Annotated in this window: 10 protein-coding genes; 4 read left to right on the top strand and 6 right to left on the bottom strand. The window is 54.7% G+C overall.

Features of this window, described 5'->3' with window-relative positions:
* Window positions 1-21: 21 nt before the first annotated feature.
* Both C557_RS0106360 and C557_RS23055 read right to left on the bottom strand, forming a co-directional pair.
* A complete protein-coding gene (locus C557_RS0106360; protein ID WP_018751005.1) occupies window positions 22-1,719 on the bottom strand; it encodes a methyl-accepting chemotaxis protein in 1,698 nt (565 codons plus the stop codon).
* Between the two features lie 146 nt (window positions 1,720-1,865).
* The gene (locus C557_RS23055; protein ID WP_018751004.1) at window positions 1,866-3,023 is read right to left on the bottom strand and encodes an MGDG synthase family glycosyltransferase; all 1,158 of its coding nucleotides are present in this window, start codon (window positions 3,021-3,023) and stop codon (window positions 1,866-1,868) included.
* A 462-nt stretch (window positions 3,024-3,485) separates the two neighbouring features.
* Between C557_RS23055 and gltB the strand changes: the two genes are divergently transcribed.
* A complete protein-coding gene (gene gltB, locus C557_RS0106350; protein ID WP_026263330.1) occupies window positions 3,486-8,078 on the top strand; it encodes a glutamate synthase large subunit in 4,593 nt (1,530 codons plus the stop codon).
* Window positions 8,079-8,186: 108 nt separating this feature from the next.
* Here gltB and C557_RS0106345 read toward each other — a convergent pair whose 3' ends face one another.
* The 3 genes from C557_RS0106345 to ligD all read right to left on the bottom strand — a co-directional run bounded on the left by C557_RS0106345 (window position 8,187) and on the right by ligD (window position 10,607).
* Window positions 8,187-8,594 carry a bactofilin family protein gene (locus C557_RS0106345; protein ID WP_018751002.1) on the bottom strand — a complete coding sequence of 136 codons (408 nt, stop codon included), beginning with the start codon at window positions 8,592-8,594 and terminating at the stop codon, window positions 8,187-8,189.
* 15 nt (window positions 8,595-8,609) lie between these two features.
* A complete protein-coding gene (locus C557_RS0106340) occupies window positions 8,610-9,623 on the bottom strand; it encodes a M23 family metallopeptidase (RefSeq protein WP_018751001.1) in 1,014 nt (337 codons plus the stop codon).
* A gap of 81 nt (window positions 9,624-9,704) precedes the next feature.
* Window positions 9,705-10,607, bottom strand: a complete 903-nt coding sequence (gene ligD / locus C557_RS0106335; RefSeq protein ID WP_018751000.1) for a non-homologous end-joining DNA ligase — start codon at window positions 10,605-10,607, stop codon at window positions 9,705-9,707.
* Window positions 10,608-10,704: 97 nt separating this feature from the next.
* Between ligD and C557_RS0106330 the strand changes: the two genes are divergently transcribed.
* A complete protein-coding gene (locus C557_RS0106330; protein ID WP_018750999.1) occupies window positions 10,705-11,649 on the top strand; it encodes an ATP-dependent DNA ligase in 945 nt (314 codons plus the stop codon).
* A 10-nt stretch (window positions 11,650-11,659) separates the two neighbouring features.
* On the opposite strand, the gene ku is transcribed toward C557_RS0106330, so the two are convergent.
* The gene (gene ku, locus C557_RS0106325; RefSeq protein WP_018750998.1) at window positions 11,660-12,607 is read right to left on the bottom strand and encodes a non-homologous end joining protein Ku; all 948 of its coding nucleotides are present in this window, start codon (window positions 12,605-12,607) and stop codon (window positions 11,660-11,662) included.
* 452 nt (window positions 12,608-13,059) lie between these two features.
* On the opposite strand from ku, the gene tsaE reads away from it, so the two are divergent.
* On the top strand, window positions 13,060-13,557 hold the full coding sequence (tsaE, locus tag C557_RS0106320; protein ID WP_026263329.1) for a tRNA (adenosine(37)-N6)-threonylcarbamoyltransferase complex ATPase subunit type 1 TsaE: 498 nt from the start codon (window positions 13,060-13,062) through the stop codon (window positions 13,555-13,557).
* Window positions 13,529-14,488 (top strand): tRNA (adenosine(37)-N6)-threonylcarbamoyltransferase complex dimerization subunit type 1 TsaB, encoded by a 960-nt coding sequence (gene tsaB, locus C557_RS0106315; protein WP_040676509.1) that lies wholly within the window; start codon window positions 13,529-13,531, stop codon window positions 14,486-14,488. Before tsaE ends, tsaB begins: the two co-directional genes overlap by 29 nt.
* The last annotated feature ends 1 nt before the right edge of the window (window position 14,489 follow it).

Here is a 14,489-nt window from a genome sequence, read left to right as displayed (position 1 = left end):
GCATCTATCTATTACGTTGAATCAAGCTACCTTAAAGCGCTCAATCAGCTCGTGCAGCTTCTCGGCCAGGCTGGATAGCAAGTTGGCTGAGGCATCAACCTCCTGAATGGAGGCGAGCTGTTCTTGGGAGGAAGCAGACATGTCCTGTGCACTGCTGACTGTCTCATTGGCAAAGCGCACGATTTCATCGATGGAGGCAACCAGCTTGTCCGAGCTTGCCGCAAGCAGACTTACACTTTCGCTTACATCCGTGATCGCTTCGGCTGTGGACTGAGCGGCTTCCTCGACTTGCTCGAACGAATCACCTGCACGTTGCACAAGCTCGGAGCCGCGCTTCACTTCTTGGACCGTCTCGCCCATGGCTACACCAGCCAACTCCATACGCTGGACAATCAGCGCGACCAGTTGGGCAATCTGCCCAGCCGAGGCGGTGGAGCGCTCTGCGAGCTTGCGTACAGAGGAAGCCACGACTGCAAAGCCGCTTCCGTATTCTCCGGCCCGGGCTGCTTCAATGGAAGCATTCAGGGCTAGCAGATTTGTCTCGGCGGCAATCTCGGTCATAATATCGAGGATACCCTGCACTTCTTTGGAATGGCTGCTTAACTCTTCGATCGTGCTGGATAAATCCACAATCTTCGATTCCATCGTAGCCATTTGCTGCACACTCGAACGAATGGCTAACGCGCCTTCATCGGAGGCGGCGGAGGCTTGCTGGGCTGACCCGGACACATTTACAGCATGCTGAGCAATGTGTCCGATTCGGTTAGACATCTCATGCAGGGCCATCGACCCGGACTCGAGGTTTTGCAATTGCAGCTCGGCACCCTGTGCCAGCGCTTGCGAAATGCTGACACTATGCTCGCTGGCGGTTCCCGTCTGCTCGGCGCTGGCGGAGAGTTGCTCGGAAGATGCGGCTACTTGCATCGAAGTATCATTCACCTCGGCAATCAGCTCCCGCAGGCTGGTGATCATTTCTGCGATGCTGTAGGTCAGGCGACCCACCTCATCCTTGCTCTTGACAAGAAGCGGTTGTACGGTCAAGTCGCCTTGAGCGACCAGCTCCACTTGCTTGGAGAGCTTCTCCAGTGGACGAATCATCCGATGAATGAAGAAGTAGACGAACAGAACAGCCAAGACGAAGACGATGGCTCCGATCATAAAAGGCAGCATCAAGATGTCCCGTGTTCTGTCGCTAATAATAGAAGCATCAAAATTAATGACCATCAGACCGATGATTTCTTGCTGCGGATCGTGGTTTTTGTATATCGGTCCGTAGCCGCTGAGCAGCTCGGCTCCATCATAGGAATACACCTTCGTATATACGGAGTGCTTCATCGAAGCAATCATCTCACGATCCTCATCGCTGAAATGAAAGGTATCCCCAGCCTGGTATCCCCGGGCTTTCAGATTTTGGTCGGCGGCCAGAATCGTACCGTCCAGCGACATCAGAAACGATTCCTTGAACAGCGGCTTGTGTTCTACCGTCCAGTTCAGTCTAGTCTCCAGTTCCTCCAGTCCGGAGGTATCTCCTTGAACGAGGCGCTCGATATCGCCGGTGTCAAATAATCCGGTAGTAATATTGGCGCATCCGACCGTTTCAATGCCTGCAGACTCTTCTACCTGACGGTAGGTGACTTGATAGCTGAACAAACCGATTAATGAACCGACCAGAAGCAGCAGCCCGATCAGCACGTAGGCAATTTTTTGTGCAAAGCTCATGTTACCTCTCCTATCTTGACCCAGCTATAATCGCTATATATGTAATTAGGCCTAAGTCAGATTATATCCAGAAGAGCAGGAGAAGGGTGTAACTTAACGCACTGGCAATGCTATTAATTGAGAATTGTGTGAGAAATCAAGCCTGCTTAGCATAAAACGCGGAGCGTATGGGATGGCGTGCTTGCAGCTAAGGGGTGCAGCAACCCAGCGACCACATCGGCGCAGGAATCAGGTTGATAGCCCGCTCGCATCGTCGCCACCTTTTTGCTCCGGGCGTTTCCGGTCCGCTCAAGCAGTGCTCCCAACCTCTCGTCCAGCATGGAAGGAGAGGTTAACTCCGCTCCAAAGCCGTGCTTCAGGAAGAATTCACGGTTCTTCTCCTCCTGACCTGGGATGGACTCAAAGAACAGCATGGGAATGCCCTTGGCCATACCTTCGGTGCAGGTCATTCCTCCCGGTTTCGTAATCAGCACGTTGGAGGCATCCATCCACTTGCTGATCTCTCGCGTAAATCCGATGACCTTAACATTCGGGTGCTGGAATCTGGGATCAGAACGCAGCTTGGCTGCAAGCTTCTCGTTGTTTCCGACGCAGCACACAATTTGCACTCTGTCGCTCCAGGCTGTCAGCTTGCTGAGCAAATCATCCTCTACCGGCAGTCCCCAGCCCCCTCCCATAACAAGTACAGTGGGGATATCCTGAAGCCCTAACTCGGCTCGGGCAACGGATGGGGCCTGTCTTCCCCAGAAGTCGGGGTGGACGGGAATCCCTGTGCTGCGAATTTTGGCTGGTTCCACACCGCGTGCAATTAGCAAAGCTCTGACCTCAGGGGCAGAGACCAGGAAAACATCGGTGCCGGGACTAATCCAGGAACCATGGGCATCGTAATCGGTGATCAGGGTGCAAAGTGGCACATTCAGGCGTTTGGTCGCTTTCAGATGGGCCACAATAGCGTTGGGAATCGGATGAGTGCACACGATCAGATCGGGATTGAGCTGCTGAATCACCTGCAACGTATGCTGATAGAACATCTTATGTAATGCCAGTCGGGTGAGCCCGCCCATGGGCTTCTCATATTTTTTATAGTAGAACTTGCCCACCAGCGCAGGGCTGGTATTTACCGTCATGCGATAAGCGGCCAGTATTAAAGGAGCAACCTTCGGGTTCAGAAATGATCCCAGCTCCATTACCTTTGTGTGAATTTGCGGATTTTTCCGTTTGAGCCCGGCTGCCAGCGCATATCCGGCTTGCGTATGGCCACTTCCAAATCCCTCAGATAAGATCAGCACTCTTCTCTTCCGCATATTTATCGCCTGCCCCCCACACTTATTCCATATTTGTACTCTGCTATTAAGTGTATTGCGTTTCTGTGTCAATATACAGAGTCTATGGACTGGTCTGCTGCTGGACTTAGGTCGGGGAACTCAAGCAGGACAAGGAATTGGAATAGCAGCCAGCTATCATTCGCAACCAATTTTATACCGCCGTCACTACTCACCTGCGATCCCTTTTTCTTCTGTAAAAAAGTACAAGCTGGAAAGTTAGATTATCCAGAGGGAAGACCCTGGATGATTTTCACTATAGATGAACATGCTGCTATGTGCAGGGGGCTAATTTGGACGAGCTGTGCTCATTTGTCTGAAATTTCTAATCAATAGTGCAAAATAAAGAGAATATAGTGCAAAAACACAACTGACATTTTCCGTTAGAATAAAAGGAAAGATGGGTCCGGGCTTATCCGGCTGAAGAAAGGGTTGCGTCAGATGATGAAACATACCGATACACCGATCAAGCAGGGATTGTATGATCCCGCTTTTGAAAAAGACGCTTGCGGTATGGGCTTCGTCGCTCATATCAAGGGAAACGCCTCACACGATATTGTCAGTCAGGCCTTGACGATGCTGGCGAATATGGAGCACCGGGGCGGGCAAGGCAGTGAGCCCAATTCGGGAGATGGGGCAGGTATTTTACTGCAAATTCCGCATCGCTTTTTTGCGGAGGAAGCACAGAAGCATGGCTTTGTTCTTCCAGAAGCCGGCCAGTATGGTGTAGGCATGTTGTTCCTGCCGCATGACGAGGCGGTTCGTGCCAGTCAAGAAACGGAGCTTGCACGCATTGTTGAAGCGGAAGGACAACGCGTGCTGGGCTTTCGGACGGTGCCGACCTGTGATGATATGCTGGGTAAGTCGGCCAAGGCGGCCAAGCCGTTTGTTCGTCAAATTTTTATCGGCCGCTCGGCAGAGCTTACGGACGATCTGGATTTTGAGCGCAAGCTCTATGTCATCCGCCGCCGGGCCGAGCTAGCGATTCGTTATAGCGGCTCGGAAGAGGGCGATGCTTTTTACGTGTCCAGTCTGTCATGCCGTAAAATTGTGTATAAAGGGATGCTGACCACCGAGCAGGTGGGGCAGTTTTATCTGGACTTGAAGCAGGAAGCGCTGGAGTCGGCCATTGCCCTGGTGCACTCTCGCTTCAGTACCAATACATTCCCAAGCTGGGAGCGCGCGCATCCGTATCGCTTCATGATCCACAACGGGGAAATTAATACGTTGCGCGGTAACGTGAACTGGATGCGTGCCCGGCAGTCGATGTTCAAGAGCGAGGCGTTTGGCGCCGATCTGGAGAAGGTCAAGCCAATCATTAACCCGGATGGCTCCGACACGGCTATGTTTGATAATACGTTTGAATTCTTGTATCTGAGCGGACGTTCCCTGCCGCATGTCGCCATGATGATGGTGCCTGAGCCTTGGGGTGGACAGAAGGATATGGACCAGGACAAGAAGGCGTTCTACGAATACCACAGCACCTTGATGGAGCCATGGGATGGCCCTGCAGCTATGGGCTTTACCGATGGTATCCAGATCGGAGCGATTCTGGACCGCAACGGCTTGCGCCCTTCGCGTTATTACGTGACCAAAAACGATCTGATCGTATTGTCCTCCGAAGTAGGCGTACTGGACATTCCAGCCGAGGATATACTCTATAAGGACCGTCTTCGTCCAGGACGGATGCTGCTGGTCGATACCAAGGAGGGACGGATCATTTCCGATGAGGAAGTGAAGGCAGCCATTGCTGCTGAGCAGCCTTATCGCCAATGGCTGGACGAACACTTGGTCGAACTAGAGGATTTGCCCGACGCGAAGGAGTTGCCGCCGGTAAGTCATGAGAATATCTCGCAGCGGCAAATGGCCTTTGGCTATACGTATGAGGACTTGCGCAAGGTGCTGGAGCCGATGGCGATGACGGGGCAGGAGAACCTGGTCTCCATGGGTTATGATGCACCGATTGCCGTATTGTCGGAGCAGCCGCAGCGTCTCTATAACTACTTCAAGCAAATGTTCGCTCAGGTAACCAACCCGCCGATTGATGCCATTCGTGAAGAACTGATTACCTCAACGGTGACTACGATTGGACCCGAGCGCGACCTGCTTAATCCGGAGCCGGAGAGCTGTCGTCAGATCCGTCTGGACTCGCCGATTTTGTCCAATGAGGATTTTGCCAAGATTCGTCATGTACGCCGCCCTGGCTTCAAATCCATTACGATTCCAATTCTGTTCCCGGCGGCCGAAGGGGCGGAAGGGCTTCGTCAAGCACTGGATACCCTGTGCGAAGCTGCTGACCGGGTCATTGCCAAGGGCCATAACATCATTATCCTGTCGGACCGGGGGATGGATGCGGAGAATGCTGCTATCCCGGCATTACTGGCCGTTTCCTGCCTGCAGCATCATCTGATTCGTCAGGAAACGCGGACCAAGGTCAGCTTGCTGCTGGAATCCGGCGAGCCGCGTGAAGTGCATCATTTCGCCCTACTGCTGGGCTATGGTGTAAGCGCGGTAAATCCGTATCTGGCTTTCGAGTCATTGAAGGATATGATCGCTCAGCATATGCTGCAAGGCATTACCCATGAGAAGGCTGTTTATAACTTTATTAAAGCAGCCACGAAGGGCGTTCTCAAAACGTTGTCCAAAATGGGCATTTCCACGATTCAATCGTACCGTGGGGCACAAATATTCGAGGCGGTTGGGCTGGAGTCATCATTTATAGACCGCTACTTCACCTGGACGCCTTCCCGCATCGGCGGGATCGGCTTGCCGGAGGTTGCCGCCGAGACGCTGGCACATCATTTCCGGGCTTTCACCGATAAAGACGGCAATGACAAGGTGCTGGATTCCATCGGGGAATATCAATGGCGCAGCGGGGGCGAAGAGCATCTCTTCAATCCACAGACTGTACATTTGCTGCAGCAGGCCGTACGGACAGGAGATTATGCTCTGTACAAGAAGTTCGCCGAGCTGGTCCAAGGGGAGAATCAGAAGCATCTGACGCTGCGTTCCCTGCTGGAGCTGAAGGCAGCCGGACCGAAGGTGCCGCTGGAGGAAGTGGAATCTGCGGCTTCGATCATGCGCCGCTTCAAGACCGGGGCGATGTCCTACGGGTCCATTAGCAAGGAGGCGCATGAGACGATTGCCATCGCAATGAATCGCATCGGCGGCAAGAGCAATACCGGCGAAGGCGGGGAAGACCCGGCACGTTTCGTACCGGATGCGAACGGCGATTTGCGCCGAAGCGCGATCAAGCAGGTGGCCTCCGGACGGTTCGGCGTGACGTCGAACTATCTGGTGAATGCCGACGAAATCCAGATCAAGATGGCTCAGGGGGCGAAGCCAGGGGAAGGCGGACAGCTTCCTGGACGGAAGGTCTACCCATGGGTTGCCGAGGTACGTGGCTCGACGCCAGGCGTAGGACTGATTTCGCCGCCACCCCATCATGACATTTATTCTATTGAGGATTTGGCTGAATTGATCTTTGATCTCAAAAACGCCAATCCTCGGGCTCGCATCAATGTCAAGCTTGTCTCCGAGGCGGGTGTCGGCACGATTGCTGCCGGGGTAGCCAAGGGCCGGGCGGATGTTATCCTGGTCAGCGGCTATGACGGAGGAACTGGCGCATCGCCGCAAAGCTCCATCCGTCATGCCGGCTTGCCGTGGGAATTGGGGCTTGCCGAAACACATCAAACCTTGATGCTTAACAACCTCCGGGATCGCGTTGTGCTGGAGACAGACGGGAAGATGCTGAACGGGCGCGACCTTGCTGTTGCTGCCCTGCTAGGGGCTGAGGAATATGGCTTCTCCACCGCACCGCTCGTAGCGGTTGGCTGCATCATGATGCGTGTATGCCAGCTTGATACCTGCCCGGTAGGCGTAGCTACGCAAAATCCGGAGCTGCGCAAGAACTTTGCCGGAGACCCGCAGCATGTCGTGAATTTTATGACCTTTGTGGCGGAGGATTTGCGGGAATGGATGTCGGAGCTCGGCTTCCGCAGCCTGGAGGAGATGATCGGCCGGACCGATTGTCTGGATGCCGTGAAGGTAGAGGGGCATTGGAAGAAGCAAGGCGTTGACCTTCGCTCGCTGCTTCATATGCCGAAGCTTCCGGAAGGCAGCAGCCGTTATTGCACCAAGCAGCAAAACCACGGTCTGGAAGAAACGCTGGATATGTCGAGGATGCTGGAGCTTGCTGCACCTGCGTTGGAGCGTAGAGAAGCAGTGAGTGCCCGCTTGCCGATCTGCAATGTCAATCGCGCTACAGGTACGATTGTCGGCAGCGAGGTGACGCGCCGGTATGGTCTTGAGGGATTGCCCGAGGATACGATTACGTTCCACTTTGAAGGTTCGGCGGGCTTAAGCTTTGGTGCCTTTGTACCGAAGGGAATGACGCTCAGCGTGGAAGGGGATGCCAACGATTACACCGGCAAGGGCTTGTCGGGGGGCAAGATCATCGTGAAGCCATCGCCGCGTGCTACGTTCCGTGCGGAAGAGAATATCATTCTCGGGAATACCTCCTTCTATGGCGCGACTAGCGGAGAGGCTTACATCCGTGGTATTGCTGGTGAACGCTTTGCCGTCCGCAACTCCGGGGCCAATGTTGTGGTTGAGGGCGTGGGCGATCATGGCTGTGAGTACATGACTGGAGGTCGCGTGGTTGTACTTGGCGGCACAGGCCGCAACTTCGCGGCAGGCATGTCTGGCGGGATCGCTTATGTGCTGGATGAAGAGGGAGACTTCGTGAATCGCTGCAATCTGGAAATGGTGCTTCTGGAATCGGTGGAGGACCCTGCCGAAGCTGACCAGCTTCGCACCTTGATCAGCCGTCACGTTCTATATACCGATAGTCCAGTGGGACGCCGTATGCTGGATGAGTGGGAGAAGTTCCTGCCTAAATTCGTCCGCGTCATTCCGAAGGATTACAAGCGGATGATGGAGCAAATCCGCAAGGTGGAGAATGAGGGGCTTCGTGGCGATGCCGCATTGCTTGCCGCTTTTGAAGCCAGCACACGTGAGTTGGCTCCAACCAAATAAGGATTACCATGCTTGCCCAAAAACCAAAAGTTCCCATTGCCTTATCCGGCGTGGGAACTTTTTTCGCGTTCGCGTGCGATATAATTCTGCTTGTATGCTTAAGCTCCATTACCCCGCTTCCGCTTGGGGTTGGTTTTTGCCTTTTTCCTTACCGGCTGTTTGGGTGACGGCAGGCGCCGGCTTCTCCATTCTGCTCATACCGTTCAGAGCGCCGCCTTCGATAATAACCAGCTTGGCAACATGGACATCGCCAACAACCCGGCCGCTGTCTGCGATCGTTAACCGGCCGGAGGTAGAAATGTCCCCGAAAACCGTGCCAGCTACAACAACATCGGCACCCTTGATGCTTGACTGAACTTCACCTGTCTTGCCGATGACCACTTGCCCGAGACAATTGATTTCTCCGTGAACTTGACCTTCTACTCGCAGATTGGATTTGCATTCGAGCTTGCCTTCAAACAGGCTGCCTTGACCAATAAGCGTGTCGGTTGTGGACTTCTTCGTCTCTTTGAACATGAACAGGCTCTCCTTTCATTTTAAATAAGGCAGGGGATCAATCGCTTTGCCACCCTTGACGATCTCGAAATGAAGGTGGGGGCCCGTGCTTCGTCCGGTACTGCCCAGCTTGCCGATGCGTTGTCCCTTTCTGACCGCGTCTCCTTCGTTGACATCAATGCCGCTTAAATGCAAGTACCAGGTCTGCAAGCCTCCGGGATGCTCGACGACAATATACTTGCCGTGAGAGCCGTCGCGGTCCGCGGTAACGATCTTGCCCGCAGCGGCGGCATAGACGGGGTCCCCCATCTTCCCGGCAATATCGATGCCCGCATGGAAGGCGGCCCGCCCGGAGAATGGGTCAGTGCGGTAGCCGAAATTCGAGGTCAAGCGGGTGGACAAGGTGGGCCACTCAGAAGGAGTACCGGAAATGGAATGCTGTGTCTGTCGGGCTTTTTTCAAAGTAACCGGGATGTTTTTCTCCATTTCATCCAACATTTCGTTCATGGCGATGAAGTCATTTTTGGTGTGCTGGGCCAGGTCCGTGATTTCGTTGTCATGAACAGCGATAAACTCACCGCCCACACTGCTAGTGCGCACATATTGCGGGGCATCCGCAGCCGTCCATTCGTCCGCAGGCAGGGAGGACAGCTTGCCAAGCTCTTTGGCATCGCTGATGCCATATTTGCTGATGAATTGCTGAAGCTCTGCCTCCAGCTCCGCGACCCGTTCCATACGCCCCATCATGTTCTCGGATTGGCTGGACAAAGCGATGACCTCATTCTGCAAGCGTGATATGGCCTCATCCTTGTCAGTAACCACGGCTTCAAAAGCGAGGGTCTGTGTAGCAAGCTTGCTTTCCAGAGCGCCGATCGTTTGCTCCGACTGTACGTGCAGGCTGACGATCAGTCCAGAGATGGACAATATCGCCAGCAGCGGAACGGCAACGACCAGCGGCTTGGACACTTGAATTTGTTTGACGGGACGAGCCGCATCCCGAAGAACAAGCAGTGTCATCCGGTTGGGATTAGGCAGGGTAACACTCCTCATGGCATCTCCTCCCTACTCTTGTGGGTTCTATTAATTATCTATTCCTATGATTCTTAAATCATGTCAAAAAAACGGTCCTGTCTAATATAAAGGCCGCTTTCCCTTGAGGTGCTGCAGAATCAATTCCAGAGGCTGCGGAGGGATGGCATCCAGCAAATCACCGCGCTCCTTCAGGCGCTGTGCGATGTTCAGGAGATTATAATCCGCAGGGTGCGGCCCCCGGCGAACCTCCTCCCAGGTTAGCGGAGTAGAGACACTGGCAGCGACGCGGGCCCTTGGCGTGTAAGGGGCAGCCAGTGTTTTTCCACTATAGTGCTGCAAGTAATCCACGTAGATTTTATCGCCGCGGTCTTTTTTTAACCGTTCAATCGTAAAGAGCCCGGGATGCTTCTCAGTAACGTACCTGGCGACGAAGTGGCCGATACTGCGCAACTCATCGAAGGTGATGCCATAATGAATCGGGACGATAATTTGCAAGCCGGTCGCACCCGAGGTCTTTGGAACAGATTCGATGCCAAGGGAGGATAGGGCTTCGCCGACGATGGCGGCAGCCTCCATAATGCGCGGCTCTTCCTCCAGCGAAGGGTCCAGATCCATCATCCATTCGCAAGGCAGCGATTCGCCCACGTAATGCAGCGAAGGATGAAATTCAATGCAGGCGAGATTGCCCAGCCATAATAAGGTGGCCAGTCGGTCCAGCACGATATAGTTGATGTCTTCATGGATAGCGGTGTGGACGAAGGCAGGCAAGGGCTGTGGGGCATTTTTCTGATAAAAGTGTTTGCCATGAACCCCTCCCGGATAACGGATCGTTGTTAAGAGCCGATTGCGGCAGGCTTTGAGCAGATAGGGAGAAAGCTCTGTCAGCTTCTCCAGATACAGGCTTTTGGTAATGCCGAGTTCCGGCCACAGCAGCTTGTCAGGATTGGTTATCCGAATCTCTTCCCCTTCCACATAAATGCTTCCCTGCCGGGCTGTTGCCATGCGCAATCCCTCCTATACTTATTTAAGTATAGGCTTGCCTTCGGTGCGCAAAACTATGAGGGAGGATGACAGATAAGAGAGGAAGAAGGTTGGGCGGATGAGATTGGAACCGATTGTCCCCTTTGAGCCGATTCGCAGTAGGGCGATTCCCTGGGGAAAAGCATGGATTGCTCAGGTAAAATGGGACGGGGTGCGGATGCTCGTTTATTATACGGACGGGGAGGCACGGCTTTTCAACCGGCAGGGCCGTGACCGCACTCTCCAGTATCCCGAGTTCACCGAGGTTCCGGCGTACTGCAAGGCAAGCTCGGTGATTCTGGACGGGGAGATGATTGCCCTGGCGGATGGCAAGCCTTCATTTCATGAGATTATGCGGCGGGACAGCCTCCGTCAGGAGCGGGAGATTCGTTTTGCCGTCGGCCGTATCGCTGCAATCTACATGGTGTTTGATGTTCTTTATTACAATGGCAAATGGATGAACGATAAGACGCTGGCGGAGCGACAACACCTGCTGCAACAAATCATCATTCCCTCCGATCGAGTGCAAGGGGTTCCCAGTCTGACCGAGGGTGAGCGGCTATTTGCGGTTATGAAAGAACGGGGCTGGGAAGGCATCGTATGCAAAAGGCTGGACAGTACCTATGCGATTGGCGGCAAGGATGCCCGCTGGCAGAAGATTAAGTTAACCCATGACCTTTATGCCGCTGTAGGCGGCGTAACTTACCGCGATGGGATGGTGAATGCCGTGATGCTGGGACTATATGATCAAGAAGGCAAGTTCCTCTATATTGGACATGCTGGTAGTGGAAAGTGGAAGGTGCAGGATTGGCGGGATTTAACGGAGCATATTCAGCCCTTGATCATCCCCGCGAGGCCTTTCCACAATGTCCCGGAACGAGTAAAAGGGGCCGTCTGGATTCAGCCGGCCCTGACGTTAAAGGTGCAATTTCTGGAATGGACACCGGGCGGCACGATGCGTCAGCCTATCATCCAGGGCTGGGTCAATGTTCCGCTGGAGGCATGCCGTGTTGGACAAAGCTGACAGGCCGCCTTCATTTGGCTCCCGGCTTGGTGGAGGCTCGTCGTTTGGGCTTGGGCTGTACGACTATGGATGAGTCCGTAGAGGAACTCTCGACAGCCTTGTCCGGTTCGGACTTGCTCTTCTTGGCCGCAGGTTTGCGCGTTCGCTTGGCCGGAGCCGGGGTTGAAGTGGTGCCTGGATCTGTTGCGACCGGCTTGACCGCTTCTATGCTGGCCTGAAGGGCGGCCATCAGATCGATGACATTCGTCTCCGGCTTGGCCGGAGCCAGGCTGATCTCCTCTCCGGCCACCTTCTGTCCAATCAGACGGAGCAGGCTCTCGCGGTAGTCGTCCGTATATTTCCCGGGCTCAAAGGGAGTGGATAGCTGTTCAATCAGCAGACGAGCCATCGTGAGCTCCTTGTCGTTGACCTGAATTTGCTCGGGCAGATTGGGAACCTGGGAGATGGGCCGAATTTCATCGGGATAAAAAATCGTTTCAATAGCCAGGCAGCCCTCCATGACACGAATGGCAGCCAGACTGCTCTTGGAGCGAATGGCGATCTTGGCAATGCCAATCTTGCCGGATTGCCGCATCGCTTCCAGCAAGAGCTGGTAGGCATTTCCGCCAGCCTGATCAGGAGATAAATAGTAGGTCTTCTGGAAATAGATCGGATCGATCTCCTGCAAATCGACGAAATCCATAATATGAATGGTTTTCTCCGTTTGTGCGGACAACTGCTCCAGCTCTTCCTTTTCAAATAATACATATTTCCCCTTCTCGTATTCGTATCCCCGGGATATCTCCTCCCAGTTCACATCAACTTCACAGGCGGGACAACGTCTCACGTAAGAAAGCGGACTGCCGCAAGCTTTGTGGATATATTTCATCGAGATATCTTTGTCTTCGGTAGCGGAAAACATTTTAACCGGCACGTGGACCAGCCCGAAGCTGATGGCGCCTTTCCAGACCGTATGCATGGGCGTTTGCTCCTTCCTTTGCCTTGGTGTGGCGAATCCGGTTCGCCGGGCGGACAGATGTGTACTTAGATGTAGTATGGGTGAAAAATGATTTTCTATGATGCAGACTTTTTGAAGGAACAGGGAATGTCCAACAACGTTCTTTTTCCTGATGGGGGCGGTTGCGGGTCGAGAAACGTACCGATATAATGAGTACATACGTTTTTGGTACCGGATATAGGACAAGTCAATCAGAGTGCGTGTTCAAAAAGTCGGGTTAGCAGGATGACTTCGGAAGCATACGGGTACGTGAGCAACTGAAATGTTTCTGCAAGAAACATACTACGGAAGCCCATGCTTGGCCCGGGTGAATTCAAGATTCGATGTCGAACCTTCTCCTCGAACTGCTTCGTTCTGGAAGGACGACTTTTTGAACAACCTCTCAAAGGTGGTTACGAGCAGTGAATTCAGAGATGGACAATACCTTGGCTGATTGGGTCTATGAGGCAGAGAGTCTGGAGGCTACCGAAAGGCTGGCGGCTTGTTTGGCCGCTTGGTCGCAGCCGGGGACGGTTCTGGCCCTGGACGGTGATCTCGGGGCGGGCAAAACGGCCTTTTCTCAATTGTTCGCCCGCCATTTGGGCGTGCTTGAGACGGTGAATAGTCCGACCTTCACCTTGATCAAGGAGTATGAAGGCAGGCTGCCCTTCTATCATATGGACGTCTATCGGCTGTCGCTGGATGAAGCCGATGAGTTGGGACTGGACGAGTATTTCTACGGCCCTGGTGTGACTGTGGTGGAATGGGCCAGCCTCATCGAGGAACTGCTTCCGCCGGAGGTGCTCCATATTTATGTGGAGACCGTATCGGAGACGGGGCGGCGCATGCATATCAAGGGACAGGGCGAGCCGTATGCTTCATGGTTGTCCTCCCTGAAGAGAAATGGAGTACAAGGTTATGAATCAATCTAAAGAAGACCAGCAGCCTTGGCGGTTGTTGGCGTTTGACACGTCTACATCCTCCCTGGCTGTTGCGGTGGTACTTGGCGGCCGCGTGCTCGCCGAGCGTAATATTTATGCCGAGCGCAACCATTCGGCATTTCTGATCACGGCGATTAGCGATTGCTTGGCCGAGGCGGGCTTGGCCAAGCGGGATCTAAGCGGCATCGCCGTAGGGGTCGGGCCAGGCTCTTATACCGGTACACGGATCGCGGTAACCACGGCCAAGACCTTGGCCTGGTCACTCAAGCTGCCCGTGTACGGCGTCTCCAGCCTGGCTGCTTTGGCGCTGGGCGGCTGGGCCACTGCCAGCGGGCAGGACGCGGCGGCGCTAGGCCGGCTGGCCGCGCGCCAAGGCGAGGAGCCGGCCGGCGCAGCGCGGGCGGCGGAAGCGCCTGCGGCAGGCCTTGGCGGTGCTGCGGGATGGGGGAAGGAAGTCCCATCCCGGACGCAGGCGGCCCCTCCCGCAGGCGGGGAAGGCCGCCGCTATGCCGGCGGCCACTGGATCGTGCCGCTGGTGGACGCGCGGCGCGGCCAGGCGTATACGGCGCTGCTTGGCGTGCCAGCGCCGGGCGGGATGCCGGAGCGTCTCGCCCCCGACGCGATCCGGCTGATGGACGATTGGGCCGGAGAGCTGGCCCGGCGGCTTCATGAGCTGCCGCCGCAGGAACGCCCGGCCCACGTCTGGTGCGTGGGCGAGACTGCGAAGCATGAAGCCTCGCTGGGGGCCTTGGCTGCCGGCTTTGGCGAGCTGGTCCAGGTCGTACCATACGAATTGGAAGGCGTATGGCTCGGCCTCACCGCAATGGAACGTTCCGGACATCCCCCGGACGATGTGCATGCGCTGGAGCCGAATTATACGCAATTGACCGAAGCCGAGGTTAAGCGGCAGCAGAAGGCGTAGG

The organism is Paenibacillus sanguinis 2301083 = DSM 16941 (assembly GCF_000374825.1).
Lineage (GTDB): Bacteria > Bacillota > Bacilli > Paenibacillales > Paenibacillaceae > Fontibacillus > Fontibacillus sanguinis.
This window is presented reverse-complemented; position numbering and strand designations above follow the sequence as displayed.

Bases quoted from the DNA above. Each gene is read 5' to 3' on its own strand.
- C557_RS0106360 (WP_018751005.1), bottom strand. From the start codon at position 1,719: ATGAGCTTTGCACAAAAAATTGCCTACGTGCTGATCGGGCTGCTGCTT.
- C557_RS23055 (WP_018751004.1), bottom strand. From the start codon at position 3,023: ATGCGGAAGAGAAGAGTGCTGATCTTATCTGAGGGATTTGGAAGTGGC.
- gltB (WP_026263330.1), top strand. From the start codon at position 3,486: ATGAAACATACCGATACACCGATCAAGCAGGGATTGTATGATCCCGCT.
- C557_RS0106345 (WP_018751002.1), bottom strand. From the start codon at position 8,594: ATGTTCAAAGAGACGAAGAAGTCCACAACCGACACGCTTATTGGTCAA.
- C557_RS0106340 (WP_018751001.1), bottom strand. From the start codon at position 9,623: ATGAGGAGTGTTACCCTGCCTAATCCCAACCGGATGACACTGCTTGTT.
- ligD (WP_018751000.1), bottom strand. From the start codon at position 10,607: ATGGCAACAGCCCGGCAGGGAAGCATTTATGTGGAAGGGGAAGAGATT.
- C557_RS0106330 (WP_018750999.1), top strand. From the start codon at position 10,705: ATGAGATTGGAACCGATTGTCCCCTTTGAGCCGATTCGCAGTAGGGCG.
- ku (WP_018750998.1), bottom strand. From the start codon at position 12,607: ATGCATACGGTCTGGAAAGGCGCCATCAGCTTCGGGCTGGTCCACGTG.
- tsaE (WP_026263329.1), top strand. From the start codon at position 13,060: ATGGACAATACCTTGGCTGATTGGGTCTATGAGGCAGAGAGTCTGGAG.
- tsaB (WP_040676509.1), top strand. From the start codon at position 13,529: ATGGAGTACAAGGTTATGAATCAATCTAAAGAAGACCAGCAGCCTTGG.